Here is a 16,985-nt window from a genome sequence, read left to right on the forward strand (position 1 = left end):
GCCCGGTCCGCGCCACGCGTGAGGTCAGGCCCGGCGCCACCGCCGGCGGAGGCGCTGCCGGAGTCGGCCGAGGCGTCCGGCGTCGAGCTCGGACGGGGCCGCGCTTCCCTGCTCGGCCTGGCGCTCCCGCTCGGCCGCCCGCTCCGCCGCGACGCGCTGCGCCTCCCGCTCGGCCGCGACACGGCGCTCCTCCTGCAGGCGGCGCTCCCCGCGGACCTCGGTGAGCCGGTACAGCACGGGCACGAGCACGAGCGTGAGCAGGGTGGAGGACACCAGGCCGCCCACCACGGCCACCGCGAGGGGCTGGGAGATGAACCCCGCGTGCCCCGTGACGCCCAGGGCCATCGGGGTCATGGCCAGGACGGTGGCCAGGGCCGTCATCACCACCGGGCGCACGCGGTTGAGCGCGCCCACCTCGATGGCCTCGTCTAAGGTCATTCCGCGGTCGCGGCGGTACTGGTTGATCAGGTCGATCAGCACGATCGCGTTCGTCACCACGATGCCCACCAGCATGAGCAGCCCGATCATCGTGGACAGTCCCAGCGGCGTGCCGGTGGCCAGCAGCGCCAGGAACACGCCCGTGGCGGCGAAGGGGATCGACACGAGCAGCACGAGCGGCTGGCGCAGCGAGTTGAACGTCGCCACCATCACGACGTACACGGTCGCCACGGCGGCCAGCAACGCCAGTCCGAGGTCCCGGAACGTCTGCGCCTGCTGCTCCGCCGCGCCGCCCACGGCCGCGGTGACGCCCTCGGGCAGGTCCAGCTCCGCCACGGCCTGCGTCACCCGGCGTGAGACGGCCCCGAGGTCCTCGTCGTCCGGGGTCACCGTGACGACGGCGGTCCGCTCGCCGTTCGAGGACGTCACCCGGGCGGGCACGGACACCCGCGAGACCTCGGCGAGGTCCCCCAGGGGCACGGGCCCCTCGGCCGTCTCCACGGGCACCTGGCGCAGGGCGTCGAGGGACTCGACCGGCTCCGGGTCACCCAGCTGCACCGCGAAGCTCTCGAACCCGAAGCGGACCTCGCCCACGGGCACGGCCTGCAGGGCGGCGGCGGCCTGGCCGGCCACCGCCTCCTCGGTCAGGCCGAGCCGGGCGGCGGCGACGGTGTCCACGTCCACCTGGAACGTCGGGCGCAGGTCCGAGGCCGGCGTCGTCACCTCGCGGGCACCCTCGACGGGCCGCAGCGCCTGGGCGACCTGATCGGCGGCCGCGGTGAGGGCCTGCGGGTCGGGGGCGGAGACGGACACCTCGATGTCCTGGCCGCCGCTCGGCCCCTGCTGTGTGGAGACGGACACGTCGCCCACGCCGTCGAGACCGGTGAGCTCGGCGCGCACCCCGTCCTGAAGGGCCCCTTGGTCGGCATCCGGGTCGGTCACCACCGTGAACCGCGCCCGGTCCGCCGAGGAGCCGCCGAAGGCCCCCATCGGACCGGCGGCGGTGCCGGCCGTCCACTGGACCGTCTCGACGCCGTCGGTGTCCAGCAGCACCCGCTCGATGCGCTCGGCGGCGGCGGCCGTCGTCTCCAGCGACGCCCCCGGCTCCTGCTCCGCCGTGACGACGAACGAGTTCTGTCCCGAGTCGCCCAGGAGGTTCGTGGGGATCAGCGGGACCAGCGCGGCCGTGCCGGCCAGCAGCGCCAGGGCGGCAGCGAGGGTGACCACGGTGTGCCGCTGCGTCCAGCGCAGCACCGGGCGGTAGGCCCGGGTGAGCCATCCGCCGGCCGCCACGGGCCGGTCGCCGGGGACGGCGGGCGCGGCCGTGGTCTCGGCCCCGCGCCGCGGGGCGCGCAGGAACCACCAGCACAGCACCGGCACGATCGTCAGGGCGACGACGAGGGAGGCCAGCAGGGCGACCGTGGCGGTCACGGCGAAGGGCCGGAACAGCTCGCCGGCCAGGCCGCCCACGAAGGCGATGGGCAGGAACACGGCCACGGAGACCAGGGTGGAGGCGGTGATCGCGGTGGCGACCTCGCGGGTGCCGTCGAGGATCGCGGTGCGCCGGTCGGCGCCCAGGCCGAGGTGCCGGCGGATGTTCTCCACCACCACGATCGCGTCGTCCACGACCCGGCCGATCGAGATCGTCAGCGCCCCGAGCGTCAGCGTGTTGAGGGAGTAGCCGAAGGCCGCCACCCCGATGAGGGCGGCCAGCAGGGACAGCGGAATGGACACGGCGGTGACGAGGGTGGAGCGCACCGAGAGCAGGAACACGGCGATCACCAGCACGGCGAATGCCAGGCCCAGCAGGCCCTCCTGGAACAGCGTGTCGATGGACTGCTGGATGAACGGGGCCTGGTCGAACACCACGGTCAGGTCCGCGCCGCCGCCGACCAGGGACGCCAGCTCCGGCAGGGCGTCGCGTACGGCCTGAGAGACCGCCACGAGGTCGGCGTCCGGGGTCGCGGTCACGGAGACGGACAGCGTCGGCACCCCGTCGGTGCGGGTCAGGGAGGTGGGGGCCGCGGCCACGAGGGTGACGTCGGCGACCTCGTCCAGGGTGCGCGGTTCTCCGTCGCCGGAGGGAGCGACGACGATCCCGCGCAGGCCCTCGAGGTCCTCGACGGCGGCGCCCGCCTGGACGGGATAGGTGGTCGCGCCCTCGGTGACCTGGCCGACGGGGAAGAGGCCGGCGTTCTCCTCGAGCGCGTCGGTGATGTCGGAGGTGGTCAGCCCGGCGGCGGCGAGCGCGGCCGGGTCCGGGACCACGGAGACGTTCTCATCCGTGCCGCCGAGGACGTCGGCGCCGCGGACGCCGTCGATCTTCTGCAGCCGCGGGGCCAGGACGTCCTCGGCGCGGCGGCGCAGGGTGTTGAGGTCCTCGTCCCCGGACAGGGCGAGGAAGACCACCGGGAAGTCGGAGACGGAGCCCGCGAAGGACGAGGTCTCCGCCTCCTCCGGCAGCTGGGGCCCCAGGTTGGCGACCACCCGGTCCACCTGGGACCGGGCCCGGTTCAGGTCCGTGCCGTAGGCGAACTCCAGCTGGACCGCGTTGAAGCCGGACTGCGACGTGGACCGCGAGGATTCGAGCCCCTCCACGGCCTGCAGGGCCGTCTCGAGGGGCTCGCCCACCTGCGCGTCCACGACCTCGGGGGACGCCCCCGGGTAGAGCGTCGAGACGGAGATGACGGGCAGCTCGAGCGGGGGGATCAGCTCCCGCTTGAGCTGCCCGGCGGAGAGGACGCCGAAGACCGCGATGAACACGGTGACGAGCGCCACGAGCGCCCGCCGGCCGAGTGAGAACCGTGCGAGCGCTCCCATCGCGGCGTCAGGCCAGCTTCAGTGCGGCGTCCGTGACGGTGCGGACCTCGTCCAGCAGCGCCGGGTCGTCGTTGAGCGTGTGGCCCAGCGACGGGATGAGCTCCTTGAGCGTGCCGTCCCAGCCGGCCATCTTCGCGGGGAAGCAGCGCTCGAGCAGCTTCACCATGATGGGGGCCGCGGTGGAGGCGCCCGGCGAGGCGCCGAGCAGGCCGCCGAGCGAGCCGTCCGCGTGGGTGACGACCTCGGTGCCGAACTGCAGGACGCCGCCGAAGCGGCCCTTGCGCTTCATCACCTGCACGCGCTGGCCCGCGGTGATCAGCTCCCACTCGCCGCCGTCAGCCTCCGGGTAGAACTCGTGCAGCGCGTCGATCTTCTTGTCCCGGGACTTCAGCACCTCGGTCACGAGGTACTTGGTCAGGTCCATGTTGTCCTTGGCCACGTCCAGCATCGTGCTGAGGTTGTGCGGGCGCACGGACAGCGGCAGGTCCAGGTAGGAGCCGGTCTTGAGGAAGTTCGTGGAGAACCCGGCGTAGGGGCCGAACAGCAGGGACCGCTTGCCGTTGACGAAGCGGGTGTCCAGGTGGGGCACGGACATCGGCGGGGCGCCGACGGCGGCCTGGCCGTACACCTTGGCCATGTGCTGGTTGACCACGGACTCGTCCGTGCAGCGCAGGAACTGGCCGGAGACCGGGAAGCCGCCGAAGCCCTTGGCCTCGGGGATGCCGGACTTCTGCAGCAGGGGCAGGGCGCCGCCGCCGGCACCGACGAAGACGAAGCGGGCGCGGTCCACGAGCTCGGAACCGGCGGCCTTGTTCTTGACCTTGACCTCCCAGCGGCCGTCCGTGCCCCGGGTGAGCCCGGTGACCTTGTGACCGAAGCGCACCTCGGCGCCGGCGCCGGCCATGGCCGTGATGAGCTGGCGGGTGAGGGAGCCGAAGTCGACGTCGGTGCCGCCGGTGTTGCGGGACGCCGCCAGGCGCTGGCCCGACTCACGGCCCTCGATCAGCAGCGGGGCCCAGGCGCGGATCTGCTCCGGGTCCTCGCTGTGCTCCATGCCGGCGAACAGCGGCTGGGCGGACATGGCCTCGTAGCGGGTGCGGAGGTAGTCGGCGTGGTCGTCGCCCCACACGAAGGACATGTGCGGCAGCGGGTTGATGAAGGACTTGGGGTCCTTGAGCGTGCCGTCCGCCACCAGGGAGGACCAGAACTGGCGGGTGGTCCAGAACTGCTCGTTGATGCCCAGCGCCTTGGTGACGTCCACCCGGCCGTTCTTGTCCATGGGCGAGTAGTTCAGCTCGCAGAGGGCGGCGTGGCCGGTGCCCGCGTTGTTCCACGGGTCGGAGGACTCCAGGCCGGCCTGGTCGAGGCTCTCGTACAGGGCGATGGACCAGGTGGGCTCGAGCTTCTGCAGCAGCACGCCCAGGGTGGCGCTCATGATGCCGCCGCCGATCAGGACGACGTCGTGGGTGGCGGTGGACGAGGTGGTGGGCACGGTCAACTCCTGAAGCAGAACGACGGCGGGTGGGCGCAGTGCGACCAGGCCGAGCAGTGGCGGTCGGGCCGGGCGCCGTGATCTCCCACTGTACTACCGGTGCGTTCAGCCTTCGGTCAGCCTGACGCGCGAGAAGGGCTCGTCCAGCTGCGGCGACGTCGGGTAGGAGGCCACGCGCGGGCCGGTGGCCAGGGCCGAGATCGGATAGACCAGCGGCAGCGCCGGCAGGTCGAGGGCCATGGCCCGGACGACGCGGCGGAACAGGGCGCGGCGCGCGTCGTCGTCGGTCTCGGCCGCCGCCGCGTCCACGTCCTCGACGACGCGCGGGTTGCGGTAGCCGGTCTCGGCGCGGCCCGAGCGCGCGAAGGGCTCGAGGAACGCGTGCGGGTCGCGGTAGTCGCCGGTGCGGCCCATCAGGTGCAGGGCTCGGGTGGGTCGGGAGACGACGGCGTGCAGGTAGTCCTGGTCCTCCGGCACGGGCACGGGCACGATGTGCATCCCCACCGCGCCGAGGTCGTGGGCGACCATCGCGTAGACCCGCTCCGGCTCGGGCAGGGAGGGGCGGGCCGTGCCGGCCGGGTAGAGGAACTCCAGCGGCTCCCCGTCGTACCCCGCCAGGCCGAGGAACTCGCGGGCCCGGCTCGGGTTGACGTCGTAGCGCCGCGCCTCCTCGTCGCCGACGCCGAGGGACGGGGGGACGAGGTCGTGGGCCAGGCGGGTGCCCTCGAGGAAGACGTCGCTGCCGGCGATGCGCGGGCGGTCCACCGCGTACGCGATCGCCTGGCGCAGGTACTGCGCGCGCACGAGCGGATGGTCCAGGTTCATGCCCACGTAGAGCACGCCCAGGGGGTCCCGGGGCAGCACCTGGGTGCCGGCCTCGACGAGGGGGCGCAGCTGGCCGGGGGCGACGACGTCGATCACGTCCGCCGTGCCGCGCCGCAGCTCCCGCAGGCGCACGGAGGCCCGACCCCACGCCTGCACGGCCACCGGGGACGCCGCCGGGTCGGAGCCGCGATGGCGGTCGCTGGGGACCAGGAACGTCGCGCCCGAGGCACCCGGGTGGGCGCGCGTGAGCTCGGCGGTCTCCGCGGCGTCGGCCCAGCGGTAGGGGCCGGTGCCGGCGGGGGTGGTGACCTCGGAGCCGTCCACGTCGACCGTGCGGTCCCACGAGGCCGGCGAGGAGATCCCGAAGGCCGGCGAGGCCAGCGCGGCCGCGAGGTGACGGCGGGGGGAGTGCAGGCGCAGCCGCACCTCGAGCTCTCCGTGCGCCTCGACGCCGGCGAAGGCGGAGTCCGCGTCCCCGGCGTATCCGCCGAAGGCCGAGACGAACGAGGAGGGCGGGGTGACGGTCCCGTCCACGGGCGCAGGGGCGGCGGCCCACCGCTCGATGTTCGCAACCACGGCGGCGGCGTCGCACGGCTCGCCGTCGTCGAACACCACCCCGGAGACCAGGTGGAACGTGTGGAGGCGGCCGCCGTCGGACTCCTCGTGCCGCTCGGCGAGGCGGGGCGTGGGGGCGCCGGTGTCCGGGTCCACGCCGAGCAGCGTCTCGAAGACCTGGCGGATCAGACGGAAGGACTCGACGTCTAGCGCACGGGCCGGATCCCGCGTCAGCGCCCGCGCCGGGGCGCCGACCACGAGCAGCCGACCCGGTCCCGAGGAGGTCGGGGCGGCGGTGGACGGCGCCGCGGGCGACGTCGTGCAGCCGACCGCGCCCAGGCCGAGCAGGCCCAGGCCCCCGCCGAGGAAGGCGCGGCGAGTGGGCTGCATGGCGGCCTCCTCTGGCAGGTGACGTCGGGATCGGGCGGGCCCGGGGAGTGCGGGCGGGGGGACTCGAACCCCCACGTCCAGGACACTGGAACCTAAATCCAGCGCGTCTACCAGTTCCGCCACGCCCGCGCACACCCCGCGCACGGGGCGAGGCCCGATCCTACCGTGTGGTGCCCGGGCGCTGCGGGCGCGGATCAGGCCTCGTCGAGGCCGAGGGTGCGGCGCAGTCGGGCCACGTGGCCGGTCGCCTTCACGTTGTACTGCGCGTGGGTGACCTTCCCGTCCGGGCCGACAACGATCGTGGAGCGGATCAGGCCCTCGGAGGTCCGCCCGTAGTTCTTCTTCTCGCCCCAGGCGCCGTAGGCCTCGGCCACCGCGTGGTCCTCATCCGAGAGCAGGGGGAACGTCAGGCCCTCCTGCTCGGCGAACCGGATGATCTTGCCGATCGGGTCGGGGGAGATCCCCAGGACGACGTAGCCGGCCGCGGTGAGGGAGGCGAGGCTGTCCCGGAAGTCGCAGGCCTCCGTGGTGCAGCCGGGCGTGGACGCGGCCGGGTAGAAGTAGACGATCGTGTGCTTGCCCGCGCTGTCGCGCAGCGAGACGGGCCGGCCCTCCTGGTCCTGGAGGGTGAACGCAGGTGCCGTGTCGCCGGGCTGGAGGCGGTGCTGGGTCGTGTCGGTCATGGGCCCAAGCCTACGGTGGGGCCTGCCGGGGAGCGGGGACGACGAAGGCCCCGTCTCCGTGGAGACGGGGCCTTCGCTTCGTGTGGTGCACCCCCCGGGACTCGAACCCGGAACCTGCTGATTAAGAGTCAGATGCTCTACCGGTTGAGCTAGAGGTGCAGGTGCCGCACCGCCTCTCGGATCTCTCCGGTGCGCCGTGCAACGAGGTGAAACCCTACCAGGGGTTTCAGACGCCGTGCAAATCGGGGGGCGTGACGTCCGTCGTGTCCGGCTCCGGGGCCGCGTAGAGGCGGTCCAGTTCATCCATGAACGCGGTCATGAAGGCGTGGAAGTCGGTGGCGTCCTCGGCCTGGTCGAGCTCCGCGGTGCCGTCCTCCGTGAGGTCACCCACCGGGACGCGCGTGTGCTCCGGGACGTCGAACCACGTGCGGAAGCCCGTGACGGTCTCCACCTGATAGCCGCTGCCCGTGTCCGCCACGGTGGCCACGTTGGCCAGGCCCACCCCGACGACGTCGGCGCGGTCTGCGGAGGCCTCGGTCACCGGGCCGTGCGGGTCGTCCTCGGCCACGCCCGGGGTGCGGCGGTCGTGGTCGTCCGGGGTGGAGGTGGGGTCGAACGGGCACAGCAGCATCTCGAGCGGCTGGTGGCGGTACCCGATGACGAGGGGGGAGGAGGAGCCCGAGGGCTGGCCGTAGACGACGTTGTAGTCGCCATGGTTGAACACGCGCGCATCGAAGACGCGGCGCAGCCGTCTGTGCAGGGTGGGCGTGTCCATGACCCCAACGTACGCGGACCCGTCCGCACGTGTCATGCCGCCGCACCCGTCACACTGGGACGTCGCTCCGGCCCTCTCGCGCCGTGCTCACTAGACTCCGCGGCATGGACTCCGCCGCGTCGACTCCCAGCACCCCGTCCGCCGCCCCCGACATGAAGCCGCGCTCGCGCGACGTCACCGACGGCATGGAGCGCACCGCCGCCCGCGGCATGCTCCGCGCGGTCGGCATGGGGGACGAGGACTTCGGCAAGCCGCAGATCGGCATCGCCTCGTCCTGGAACGAGATCACGCCCTGCAACCTCTCCCTGGACCGCCTCGCCCAGGCCTCGAAGGACGGCGTCCACGCCGCCGGCGGATATCCGCTGGAGTTCGGCACGGTCTCCGTCTCGGACGGCATCTCCATGGGCCACGAGGGCATGCACTTCTCCCTCGTCTCCCGCGAGGTGATCGCCGACTCGGTGGAGACCGTGATGATGGCCGAGCGCCTGGACGGCTCCGTCCTGCTCGCCGGCTGCGACAAGTCGCTGCCGGGCATGCTCATGGCCGCCGCCCGCCTGGACCTGGCCTCCGTGTTCGTCTACGCCGGCTCGATCATGCCGGGCGTCGCCCGCCTGACCGACGGCACCGAGAGGCAGGTGACCATCATCGACGCCTTCGAGGCGGTCGGCGCCTGTGCCCGCGGCCTCATGTCCGAGGAGGACCTGCTCCGCATCGAGAAGTCCATCGCCCCGGGCGAGGGCGCCTGCGGCGGCATGTACACCGCCAACACCATGGCCTCCATCGGCGAGGCCCTCGGCATGTCCCTGCCCGGTTCCGCCGCCGCCCCCTCCGCGGACCGTCGCCGTGACGCCTTCGCGCGCCGCTCCGGCGAGGCCGTGGTGAACATGCTCCGCCAGGGCATCACGGCCCGGGACATCATGACCAAGCCCGCGTTCGAGAACGCGATCGCCGTGACCATGGCCTTCGGCGGCTCCACCAACGCCGTGCTGCACCTGCTCGCCATCGCCCGGGAGGCGGGCGTCGACCTGCAGCTGTCCGACTTCAACCGCGTCGCCGACCGCACCCCGCACATCGCCGACCTCAAGCCGTTCGGCCAGTACGTCATGACGGACGTGGACCGCATCGGCGGCGTCCCCGTGGTCATGAAGGCCCTGCTGGACGAGGGCCTGCTGCACGGTGACACCCTCACCGTCACCGGCAAGACCCTCGCCGAGAACCTGGCCGCGCTCGATCCGGACCCGGTGGACGGCAGGGTCATCCGCACCATGGACGACGCGCTGCACCCCAACGGCGGCATCGCGATCCTCCACGGCTCGCTGGCCCCGGAGGGCGCCGTCGTGAAGTCCGCCGGCTTCGATGCGGACGTCTTCGAGGGCACCGCGCGCGTCTTCGACCGTGAGCGCGCCGCCATGGACGCCCTCGAGGACGGGACCATCGCCGCCGGCGACGTCGTGGTCATCCGCTATGAGGGCCCGAAGGGCGGCCCGGGCATGCGCGAGATGCTCGCGATCACCGGCGCCATCAAGGGCGCGGGTCTGGGCAAGGACGTCCTGCTGATCACCGACGGGCGCTTCTCCGGCGGCACCACCGGCCTATGCATCGGCCACATCGCCCCCGAGGCCGCCGAGGGAGGGCCGATCGGCCTGGTGCAGGACGGCGACCGCATCCGCGTGGACATCGCCGGACGCACCATGGACCTGCTCGTGGACGAGGCCGAGCTCGCCGCCCGCCGCGAGTCCTGGGAGCCGGTGGCGCCGAAGTTCACCACGGGCGTGCTGGGCAAGTACGCCAAGCTGGTGCACTCCGCCGCCGAGGGCGCCTACCTGGGCTGAGGCCTGGTCGGCCCGCACGCCGCGTCCAGCAGGGGATGAGCATGCATGAGCTCGCCGCCCGGGCCGGGGGACCCGCGCCCCGTCCCGGGCGGGAGGCGCGCTGATGGAGGTCGTCATCCCGCCCGACGCCGCCGCCTACGAGGAGGCGCTGCGCGAGGCCGGCGGCGTGGACGTGCAGCTGCACCCGCCTGTGACCGTCCTCGTGGACGAGGCCGCCGCCGGGCGACTCGAACTCGCGGGGGAGTACCGCCACATGGGGGAGGCCAAGCCGTCCTGGCAGGGCCTCTGAGCGCCCCTCGTCCATCGACCCGTCCACCCCGGAAGGTGCATCCGTGCCCGCCTCGGTCCCTCACGGGCCGCGCGCCGAGCAGGCGTCGTCGGCCGTCGCATCCCCGTCGGTGCTGCGCGCGGACCGCGTCCATGACGGCGAGCGCCTCGGCGGCCCCGGCTGGATCGCCCTGGCCGAGGGCCGCGTGGTGGCTGTCGGGACCGGCGACCCGCCGCGCACCCGCGGCCCCGTCCACGACCTCGGCGACGGCCTCCTCGCTCCCGGCTGCGTGGACGTGCACTGCCACGGCGGCGGCGGACACGCCTTCGAGTCCGGCGCGGCCGCGGCACGCGCGGCGGCCGCGGCCCACGCCCGTGCGGGCACGACCACGGTGGTGGCCTCCCTCGTCACGGACCACGTCGACGCGCTCGCGGCGCAGCTGACGGCCCTGACGCCCCTGTGCGCGGAGGGGGTGCTGGCCGGCGTGCACCTCGAGGGCCCTTGGCTCTCGCCCCGGCACCGCGGCGCGCACCGGGCCGCGTCCCTGCGCGCCCCGGCCCCCGACGACGTCGCGCGCCTCGTCGAGGCCGGCGCGGGCAGCCTCGCGATGGTGACGCTGGCCCCCGAGCTGCCGGGCGCCCTCGACGCGGTGCGGACGCTGCGGGCGGCGGGCGTCCTCGTCGCGATCGGCCACACCGACGCGTCCTACGAGGTCACGCGCGCGGCGATCGAGGCGGGCGCGCGGATGGCCACCCACCTGCACAACGCGTGCCGGCCCGCCCACCACCGCGAGCCCGGGCCGGCCGTCGCCCTGCTGGAGGACCCCCGCGTGGGGATCGAGACCATCGTGGACGGCGTCCACCTGCATCCGGCCACGGTGCGGCGGGTCGCCCGGGAGGCGGGGGAGCGGTGGATCCTCGTCTCGGACGCGATGGCCGCCGCCGGCTGCGGCGACGGCGACTTCTCCCTCGGACCCCTGCGGGTCCGGGTCCACGACGGCGTCGCGCGGGTGGTCGGCGCGGATGGCGCAGCCGGGGCCATCGCCGGGTCCACGGCCACGCTCGCCGGCTCGGTGCGCTCCGCCGTCGCCGCCGGGGTCGACCTCGACGCCGCGCTGCGGGCGGCGACGGCCGCGCCCGCGGACGCCCTGGGGCTCCCCGACGTCGGCCGGCTCCGAGTCGGGAGCCGAGCGGACGCCGTCGTCTTCGGCCCGGAGCTCGAGGTGCGCGGGGTGCTCCGTCACGGAACGTGGGTGAAGGCGGCCGCCCCCGCGGCCGCTGACTAGGGTGGGCTCAGGCCCGGGATCCGACCCCGACCGCCCGGTCGTCTCACGATGTGACGCTTTATCTCACACTGCGAGACAGGCGGGTGGTCGATGGCGGACGGGGCGCACGGCTGTCGATACTGAGACCACCCCCGAAGGACCCGGCGGCCCGTGTCCCCACCTCAGACTCCGCCACGCCGGCCCGATCCGTCATCGACGCGGCCACGGTCCCCGACGCCCGACGGATCCGAACGACGACCGTCCGACGCCCCCGCGACGGACACGCAGCGACGAACGCAGTGAGGTGACCCCATGAGCACGACCCCCCGCGACGCCCGCGCGGCGGTCCCGCAGGTCCCGACGCCGGCCTCCCGCCCGACGGAGACCGCCCGGGTCCAGGAGCGCCGTCCGGCCCTCCGGCCCGAGATCGTCGAGCCGCGGGTGCCCGGCGAGGGCTCCCGCGTCGAGCCGACCCGGATGACCGGTTCCGAGGGCATCATCCGCTCCCTGGAGGAGCTGGGGGTCACGGACGTGTTCGGGCTGCCCGGCGGCGCCATCCTGCCGACCTACGACCCGCTCATGGACTCCGATCGGATCCGCCACATCCTGGTGCGCCACGAGCAGGGTGCCGGTCACGCGGCGCAGGGCTACCACCTGGCCACCGGCAAGGTCGGCGTGGCCATCGCCACCTCCGGTCCCGGCGCCACCAACCTGGTGACCGCCATCGCGGACGCCCACATGGACTCCCAGGCGGTCGTGTTCATCACCGGCCAGGTCTCCTCCGCCGCGATCGGCACGGACGCCTTCCAGGAGGCGGACATCGTGGGCATCACGATGCCCATCACCAAGCACTCCCGGCTCGTGACCCGGCCCGAGGACGTCCCCCAGGCCCTCGCCGAGGCGTTCCACATCGCCGCCACGGGCCGGCCCGGGCCCGTGCTCGTGGACGTCACCAAGGACGCCCAGCAGGGCGAGTTCGAGTTCGCGTGGCCGCCCCGGATCGACCTGCCCGGCTACCGCCCCGTCCTGCGCGGCCACCCCCGGCAGATCCGCGAGGCCGCCCGGCTGATCCGCGAGGCCCGGCGCCCCGTGCTGTACGTGGGCGGCGGCGTGGCCCGCGGCGAGGCCCACGAGGAGCTGCGCGCCCTCGCCGAGCTCACGGGCGCCCCGGTGGTCACCACCCTCACCGCCCGCGGCGTCTTCCCCGACTCGCACCCCCAGCACCTGGGCATGCCGGGCATGCACGGCGGCGTCCCCGCCGTGGCCGCGCTCCAGCAGGCCGACCTGCTGATCACGCTCGGCGCCCGCTTCGACGACCGCGTGACCGGTCACCTGCCCTCGTTCGCCCCCGGCGCCCGCGTGATCCACGCGGACATCGACCCGGCCGAGATCTCCAAGAACCGCACCGCGGACGTGCCGATCGTCGGCCACGTCAAGGAGATCATCCCGGACCTGGTGGCCGAGCTCGCGACGGACACCGAGGCGCTGCCCGACCTCGCCGACTGGTGGGCGGTGCTGCGGCGCCTGCAGGACACCTACCCGATGGGCTGGACCGAGACCGAGGACGGCCTCCTCGCGCCCCAGGAGGTGATCTCGCGCCTGTCGGCCCTGTCCGGCCCCGAGGCCACCTACGTGGCCGGCGTCGGCCAGCACCAGATGTGGGCCAGCCAGTTCGTCGCCTACGAGCGGCCGCGCCAGTGGCTCAACTCGGCCGGCCTCGGGACGATGGGCTTCGCCGTCCCCGCCGCGATGGGGGCGCAGGTGGGCGAACCCGACCGCGTGGTCTGGGCCATCGACGGCGACGGCTGCTTCCAGATGACCAACCAGGAGCTCGCCACGTGCGTGATCAACCGCATCCCCATCAAGATCGCGGTGATCAACAACTCCTCGCTGGGCATGGTGCGCCAGTGGCAGACCCTCTTCTACGACGGGCGCTACTCGAACACGGACCTGAACACGGGCCACGACACCGCCCGGGTGCCGGACTTCGTCAAGCTCGCCGACGCCTACGGCGCCGCGGGCCTGCGCTGCGACCGCCGGGAGGACCTGGACGACACCATCCGCCAGGCCCTCGCCATCGACGACCGGCCCGTGATCGTGGACTTCGTGGTCTCCCGCGACGCCATGGTCTGGCCGATGGTCCCCGCGGGGGTCAGCAACGACGCGATCCAGGTGGCCCGGGGCATGACGCCCGACTGGGACCAGGAAGACTGAGGAGGGCAACCGATGGAACGCCACACCCTGTCCGTGCTCGTCGAGGACGTGCCCGGCACCCTGACCCGCGTGGCCGGCCTCTTCGCCCGGCGCGCGTTCAACATCCACTCGCTGGCCGTGGGCGTCACGGAGGTCGAGGGCCTGTCCCGGATCACCGTGGTCGTCGACGCCGACACGGACCTGCTCGAGCAGGTCACCAAGCAGCTGAACAAGCTGATCAACGTGATCAAGGTCGTCGAGCTCACGCCCGACTCCTCCGTTCAGCGCGACCACCTGCTCGTGAAGGTGCGCGCCGATGCCGCCACCCGCGGCCAGGTCGTCCAGGCGGCCGACCTGTTCCGCGCCCACGTCGTCGACGTGGCCCCGGAGTCCCTGACCCTCGAGGCCACCGGCACCCGTGACAAGCTCGAGGCCTTCCTCGAGATGATGGAGCCCTACGGCGTGCGTGAGCTCGTCCGCTCGGGCACCCTCGCCCTCGCCCGGGGGCCGCGGTCCATGACCGACCGCGCCCTGGCCCGCTGACCGTCCCGATCCACCCATCCCGTGAGGAGAACAGCATGACCGTGAAGAAGTTCTACGACGACGACGCCGACCTGTCGATCATCCAGGGCCGCACCGTGGCCGTCATCGGCTACGGCTCCCAGGGCCACGCCCACGCCCTGTCCCTGCGCGACTCCGGCGTGGACGTGCGCATCGGCCTCGCCGAGGGCTCCAGGTCCCGCGCCAAGGCCGAGGCCGAGGGCCTGCGCGTCGTCGACGTCGCCACCGCCGCCGCCGAGGCCGACCTGATCATGATCCTCACCCCGGACCAGGTCCAGGCCGACGTGTACGACCAGCACATCGCCGGCAACCTGCAGGAGGGTGACGCCCTGTTCTTCGCGCACGGCTTCAACGTGCGCTTCGGCTACATCCAGGCCCCCGAGGGCGTCGACGTCGCCCTGGTCGCCCCCAAGGGCCCGGGCCACGTGGTGCGCCGCGAGTTCGAGGCCGGCCGCGGCGTGCCCGCGCTGATCGCCGTCGAGAAGGACGCCTCCGGCCAGGCCCACGCCCTCGCCCTGTCCTACGCCAAGGCCGTGGGCGGCACCCGCGCCGGCGTCATCGAGACGACCTTCACCGAGGAGACCGAGACCGACCTGTTCGGCGAGCAGGCCGTGCTCTGCGGCGGCGCCTCCCAGCTCGTGCAGTACGGCTTCGAGACCCTCACCGAGGCCGGCTACCAGCCCGAGATCGCCTACTTCGAGGTGCTGCACGAGCTGAAGCTCATCGTCGACCTCATGGTCGAGGGCGGCATCGCCAAGCAGCGCTGGTCCATCTCCGACACCGCGGAGTACGGCGACTACGTCTCCGGCCCCCGCGTCATCACCCCCGACGTGAAGGAGAACATGAAGGCGGTTCTCGCCGACATCCAGTCCGGCGCCTTCGCGCAGCGCTTCATGGACGACCAGAAGGCCGGTGCGCCCGAGTTCAAGGAGCTCCGCGCCCGGGGCGAGGCCCACCCGATCGAGAAGACCGGCCGCGAGCTGCGCCAGATGTTCTCCTGGCTCAAGGACGCGGACGACGACTACACCGAGGGCACTGCGGCCCGCTGAGCCGCCCGAGCCCCGACGCCGGCCCCGGGCATCGCGCTCCGGGGCCGGCGTCGCATTCCGGCCACGGCCCGGTCACGCGTCTAGGCTCGGACCGGAGCGCGGGCTGGCCCGCCTTCCATCCCACCGCACCACACCTCCAGGAGCACCCGTGAGCGCAGCCCAGCCCGTCGTCCTGATCGCCGAGGAACTCTCGCCCGCCACCGTCGAGGCCCTCGGCCCCGACTTCGAGATCCGCCGCACGGACGGCGCCGACCGCGCCCGCCTCCTCGAGGACCTGCGCGACGTCGACGCGGTGCTGATCCGCTCGGCCACTCAGATGGACGCCGAGGCGATCGCCGCCGCGCCGCAGCTGAAGGTCATCGCGCGCGCCGGCGTCGGACTGGACAACGTGGACGTGCCCGCCGCCACCGAGGCCGGCGTCATGGTCGTCAACGCGCCGACGTCGAACATCATCTCCGCCGCCGAGCTCACCTGCGGCCACATCCTGGCCGCCGCCCGCAACATCGCGGCCGCCCACGGCTCGCTGAAGGCGGGGGAGTGGAAGCGTTCGAAGTACACGGGCGTCGAGCTGTACGGCAAGCGGCTGGGCGTGATCGGCCTGGGCCGCATCGGCGCGCTCGTGGCCGAGCGCATGAAGGCGTTCGGCATGGAGATCCTCGCCTACGACCCCTACGTGACCACCGCCCGCGCGCAGCAGCTCGGCGCGAGCCTCGTCGAGCTGGACGAGCTGCTCGAGCGCGCCGACGTGGTCACGATCCACATGCCCAAGACCCCCGAGACGGTCGGCATGATCGGCGATGAGCAGTTCGCCCGCATGAAGGACACCGCGATCATCGTGAACGTGGCCCGCGGCGGCCTCGTGGACGAGGACGCCCTCGCCCGCGCGCTCGAGGCCGGGACCATCGGGGGTGCCGGCATCGACGTCTTCAGCTCCGAGCCGGCCACGGACCTGGCGTTCTTCGCCCACGACTCCGCCGTCGTCACCCCCCACCTGGGCGCCTCGACCGCCGAGGCCCAGGAGAAGGCGGGCGTCGCCGTCGCCGGCTCCGTGCGCCTGGCCCTCTCTGGCGAGCTGGTGCCGGACGCCGTGAACGTGGCCGGCGGCGCGATCCACGAGGACGTGCGCCCCGGCCTGCCGCTGGCCGAGAAGCTGGGCCGCGTGCTCACCGCGCTGGTGGGCGAGCAGTCCATCACGGCTGTCGAGGTGGAGATCGCCGGTGAGATCGCCGAGCACGACGTCTCCGCGATGCGCCTGGCCGCCCTGAAGGGCGTGTTCACGGACATCGTCTCGGACCAGGTCTCCTACGTGAACGCCCCCGTGCTGGCCGAGCAGCGCGGCGTCGAGTGCCGCCTCACCACCACCGCGGTGTCCGAGTCCTACCGCAACACCGTCACGGTGCGCGCCGCGACCGCGCAGGGCTCCCAGACGGCCGTCACCGGCACGCTCACCGGCCCGCGCCAGGTGCAGAAGCTCGTGGGCGTGGACCGGCACGAGCTCGAGGTGCCGCTGGCCGACCACCTGCTCGTGTTCGCCTACCAGGACCGCCCGGGCGTCATCGGCGTCCTGGGCCAGGCCCTCGGGGTGCAGGGCGTGAACATCGCCGGCATGGACGTCTCGCGCGACGACGAGGGCGCCGCCCTGGCCGTGCTGACCCTGGACGGGGCGCTGTCCGGGGACACCGCGGCCACGCTGGCCGCGGCCATCGGCGCCGCCCGTGCGGCCGAGGTGGACCTCTCCGTCTGACCCGTCGACGCCCGGGCGGGCAACGCGGGGCCGGCGCGCGTCGCCCTGTGTTGAGATGGTGTCCATGTCGCGTCCAGCCGAGCCCCGCCCCGCACC

General features: G+C 73.6%; 12 protein-coding genes and 2 tRNA genes. 7 read left to right on the forward strand and 7 right to left on the reverse strand.

Translation table 11 applies throughout. From position 1 onward, the window contains the following. Nucleotides 1-24: 24 nt before the first annotated feature. From J1M44_RS07170 to J1M44_RS07200, 7 genes are all read right to left on the reverse strand, one after another. On the reverse strand, nucleotides 25-3,258 hold the full coding sequence (locus J1M44_RS07170) for an efflux RND transporter permease subunit (protein ID WP_144824277.1): 3,234 nt from the start codon (nucleotides 3,256-3,258) through the stop codon (nucleotides 25-27). A gap of 7 nt (nucleotides 3,259-3,265) precedes the next feature. Further along, nucleotides 3,266-4,756, reverse strand: coding sequence for a malate:quinone oxidoreductase (locus J1M44_RS07175; RefSeq protein WP_241252872.1), 1,491 nt, complete (start codon nucleotides 4,754-4,756; stop codon nucleotides 3,266-3,268). Nucleotides 4,757-4,855: 99 nt separating this feature from the next. Further along, nucleotides 4,856-6,520 (reverse strand): ABC transporter substrate-binding protein, encoded by a 1,665-nt coding sequence (locus J1M44_RS07180; protein ID WP_144824279.1) that lies wholly within the window; start codon nucleotides 6,518-6,520, stop codon nucleotides 4,856-4,858. Between the two features lie 48 nt (nucleotides 6,521-6,568). Then, a tRNA-Leu gene (locus J1M44_RS07185) sits at nucleotides 6,569-6,649 on the reverse strand. 65 nt (nucleotides 6,650-6,714) lie between these two features. Continuing rightward, nucleotides 6,715-7,203 (reverse strand): thioredoxin-dependent thiol peroxidase, encoded by a 489-nt coding sequence (bcp, locus tag J1M44_RS07190; protein ID WP_002854221.1) that lies wholly within the window; start codon nucleotides 7,201-7,203, stop codon nucleotides 6,715-6,717. A gap of 83 nt (nucleotides 7,204-7,286) precedes the next feature. Then, nucleotides 7,287-7,362: transfer RNA gene (locus tag J1M44_RS07195), tRNA-Lys, on the reverse strand. A gap of 67 nt (nucleotides 7,363-7,429) precedes the next feature. Further along, nucleotides 7,430-7,978 carry a hypothetical protein gene (locus J1M44_RS07200; protein WP_126860350.1) on the reverse strand — a complete coding sequence of 183 codons (549 nt, stop codon included), beginning with the start codon at nucleotides 7,976-7,978 and terminating at the stop codon, nucleotides 7,430-7,432. A gap of 104 nt (nucleotides 7,979-8,082) precedes the next feature. Here J1M44_RS07200 and ilvD point away from each other — a divergent pair, with 104 nt between their 5' ends. From ilvD to serA, 7 genes are all read left to right on the forward strand, one after another. Then, nucleotides 8,083-9,810: a dihydroxy-acid dehydratase gene (gene ilvD, locus J1M44_RS07205; protein ID WP_060775813.1), complete on the forward strand. Its 1,728-nt coding sequence runs from the start codon at nucleotides 8,083-8,085 to the stop codon at nucleotides 9,808-9,810. A 103-nt stretch (nucleotides 9,811-9,913) separates the two neighbouring features. Then, nucleotides 9,914-10,099 carry a hypothetical protein gene (locus J1M44_RS12020; protein WP_049160420.1) on the forward strand — a complete coding sequence of 62 codons (186 nt, stop codon included), beginning with the start codon at nucleotides 9,914-9,916 and terminating at the stop codon, nucleotides 10,097-10,099. A gap of 43 nt (nucleotides 10,100-10,142) precedes the next feature. Continuing rightward, nucleotides 10,143-11,363, forward strand: coding sequence for an N-acetylglucosamine-6-phosphate deacetylase (locus tag J1M44_RS07215; RefSeq protein WP_144824280.1), 1,221 nt, complete (start codon nucleotides 10,143-10,145; stop codon nucleotides 11,361-11,363). A gap of 291 nt (nucleotides 11,364-11,654) precedes the next feature. Next, the gene (locus J1M44_RS07220) at nucleotides 11,655-13,556 is read left to right on the forward strand and encodes an acetolactate synthase large subunit (RefSeq protein ID WP_002854211.1); all 1,902 of its coding nucleotides are present in this window, start codon (nucleotides 11,655-11,657) and stop codon (nucleotides 13,554-13,556) included. A 12-nt stretch (nucleotides 13,557-13,568) separates the two neighbouring features. Next, entirely contained in the window at nucleotides 13,569-14,078 is a 510-nt protein-coding gene (ilvN, locus tag J1M44_RS07225; RefSeq protein ID WP_002854209.1) for an acetolactate synthase small subunit, read from the forward strand. A gap of 35 nt (nucleotides 14,079-14,113) precedes the next feature. After that, entirely contained in the window at nucleotides 14,114-15,145 is a 1,032-nt protein-coding gene (ilvC, locus tag J1M44_RS07230; protein ID WP_002854207.1) for a ketol-acid reductoisomerase, read from the forward strand. Nucleotides 15,146-15,293: 148 nt separating this feature from the next. Continuing rightward, nucleotides 15,294-16,889 carry a phosphoglycerate dehydrogenase gene (gene serA / locus J1M44_RS07235; RefSeq protein WP_002854199.1) on the forward strand — a complete coding sequence of 532 codons (1,596 nt, stop codon included), beginning with the start codon at nucleotides 15,294-15,296 and terminating at the stop codon, nucleotides 16,887-16,889. The last annotated feature ends 96 nt before the right edge of the window (nucleotides 16,890-16,985 follow it).

The organism is Micrococcus sp. KRD128 (genome assembly GCF_017168395.1).
Taxonomy (GTDB): Bacteria; Actinomycetota; Actinomycetes; order Actinomycetales; family Micrococcaceae; genus Micrococcus; species Micrococcus luteus.

Excerpts from the sequence above, each read along its gene's own strand:
- bcp (WP_002854221.1), bottom strand. The coding sequence starts at position 7,203 with ATGACCGACACGACCCAGCACCGCCTCCAGCCCGGCGACACGGCACCT.
- J1M44_RS07220 (WP_002854211.1), top strand. The coding sequence starts at position 11,655 with ATGAGCACGACCCCCCGCGACGCCCGCGCGGCGGTCCCGCAGGTCCCG.
- J1M44_RS07180 (WP_144824279.1), bottom strand. The coding sequence starts at position 6,520 with ATGCAGCCCACTCGCCGCGCCTTCCTCGGCGGGGGCCTGGGCCTGCTC.
- J1M44_RS12020 (WP_049160420.1), top strand. The coding sequence starts at position 9,914 with ATGGAGGTCGTCATCCCGCCCGACGCCGCCGCCTACGAGGAGGCGCTG.
- J1M44_RS07170 (WP_144824277.1), bottom strand. The coding sequence starts at position 3,258 with ATGGGAGCGCTCGCACGGTTCTCACTCGGCCGGCGGGCGCTCGTGGCG.
- ilvD (WP_060775813.1), top strand. The coding sequence starts at position 8,083 with ATGGACTCCGCCGCGTCGACTCCCAGCACCCCGTCCGCCGCCCCCGAC.
- J1M44_RS07200 (WP_126860350.1), bottom strand. The coding sequence starts at position 7,978 with ATGGACACGCCCACCCTGCACAGACGGCTGCGCCGCGTCTTCGATGCG.
- ilvN (WP_002854209.1), top strand. The coding sequence starts at position 13,569 with ATGGAACGCCACACCCTGTCCGTGCTCGTCGAGGACGTGCCCGGCACC.
- ilvC (WP_002854207.1), top strand. The coding sequence starts at position 14,114 with ATGACCGTGAAGAAGTTCTACGACGACGACGCCGACCTGTCGATCATC.